Genomic DNA, 1,136 nt, shown 5'->3' on the forward strand with positions numbered 1-1,136 from the left:
TGGGAGGGGTGGAGGGTGGCGGTGGTGCCGGTGTGGTCGGTGGCCGTCCACGGCTCCCCGTCCTCGTCGTTGTCGGGGTCGTCTTCGTCGTCGAGCTGGTCGTCGTTGAGGCGGCCGGTGAAGGTCAGGGCCATCGCGTGGCGGGTGGGTTGGTGGAGGTGTTCGCCGAAGCGGAGGGTGCCGGTGTCGACGGCGTCGGCGAGCTGTTGGCCGGCCTTGGTGAGGTGGGCGAGGGCGGTGACGGGGATGGGCATGGGGGTGGTGATGGTGACGTGCACCGGATGCCCGGTGTCGGTGTCGGGGGTGTGGGCGGGTGTGGTGGTGAGGATGGTGCGGGCGATGTCTGCGGCGTGCCGGCACGGGGGCACGGTGGCGGGCGCGGTGCCGGTGAGGTGTGCGCGCAGGAGGTGGGCGAGGAGCGGGCCGGCGTGCGGGGGTACCGGCGCGCCGGCGTCGAGGAGGGCGGCGGCTTCGGCGAGCGCGGTCTGGTCGGCGGGTTCGTGGGCGGGCCGCTCCCCCGGCGCGAGGGCGGGGCGGTGGTGGTCGGTCACGTGGGTTCTCCGTCAGGGTCAGGCCGGGGCCGGGGCGGTGGTGAGGCGGGCGGCCTTGCGTTGGCGGGCGGCGTCGCTGCGGTCGCCGGTGGGGTGCCAGATCTCGGGGTCGGGGTGGGTGCGGCAGGCGGCGCGGGTGCGCCAGTCGCCGGTGAGTAGCAGGTCGTGCTCGTCGGGGGTGAGGACAGGGATGGTGGGTGCGGGCATGTCGGGTTCCTGTTCGGCCGGGGCCCCGCCCCCTCCTTCCGGAAGGAAGGGGCGGGGTGGTGGTGATGGCGGTGTTAGGCGGGGGGTTTGCGGAGGCGGGCCTGGCGTTCGGCGTCCGCCAGGCGGCAGCGTCCACAGACGGGTTCGCGGGCCTCTCGGTGGCGGCGGGCTCCGGCCGGGGTTCCGCACCGCACGTCGCTGCGGGGCGCCCGGCGGCGGGCAGCGTTGGGCTCGGGCGGGATCGGGATGTAGGTGGTGGGGGTGAGGGTGCGGACCTCGGCGAGGGCCTGGCCGTAGGTGGCGCAGGGGCCGGTGCAGTACCAGCGGGCGGGTTCGCGGCTGGTGGGGATGTGGATGCGGGTGAGGCCGGTGGGGGTT

2 protein-coding genes and 1 pseudogene are annotated in these 1,136 nt (G+C 75.6%); all 3 read right to left on the reverse strand.

Annotated elements, in window-relative coordinates:
* The coding region (locus FOE67_RS26425; protein WP_228474328.1) for a hypothetical protein at positions 1-551 on the reverse strand (551 nt) is incomplete at its 3' end.
* Positions 552-569: 18 nt separating this feature from the next.
* Complete coding sequence (locus tag FOE67_RS26430) at positions 570-758, reverse strand: WhiB family transcriptional regulator (RefSeq protein ID WP_182667345.1); 189 nt, start codon at positions 756-758, stop codon at positions 570-572.
* Between the two features lie 74 nt (positions 759-832).
* A pseudogene (locus FOE67_RS26435) lies at positions 833-1,136 on the reverse strand (hypothetical protein); the annotation flags it as partial.

It is taken from the genome of Streptomyces calidiresistens, from assembly GCF_014141525.1.
In the GTDB taxonomy this organism is placed as follows: domain Bacteria; phylum Actinomycetota; class Actinomycetes; order Streptomycetales; family Streptomycetaceae; genus Streptomyces; species Streptomyces calidiresistens.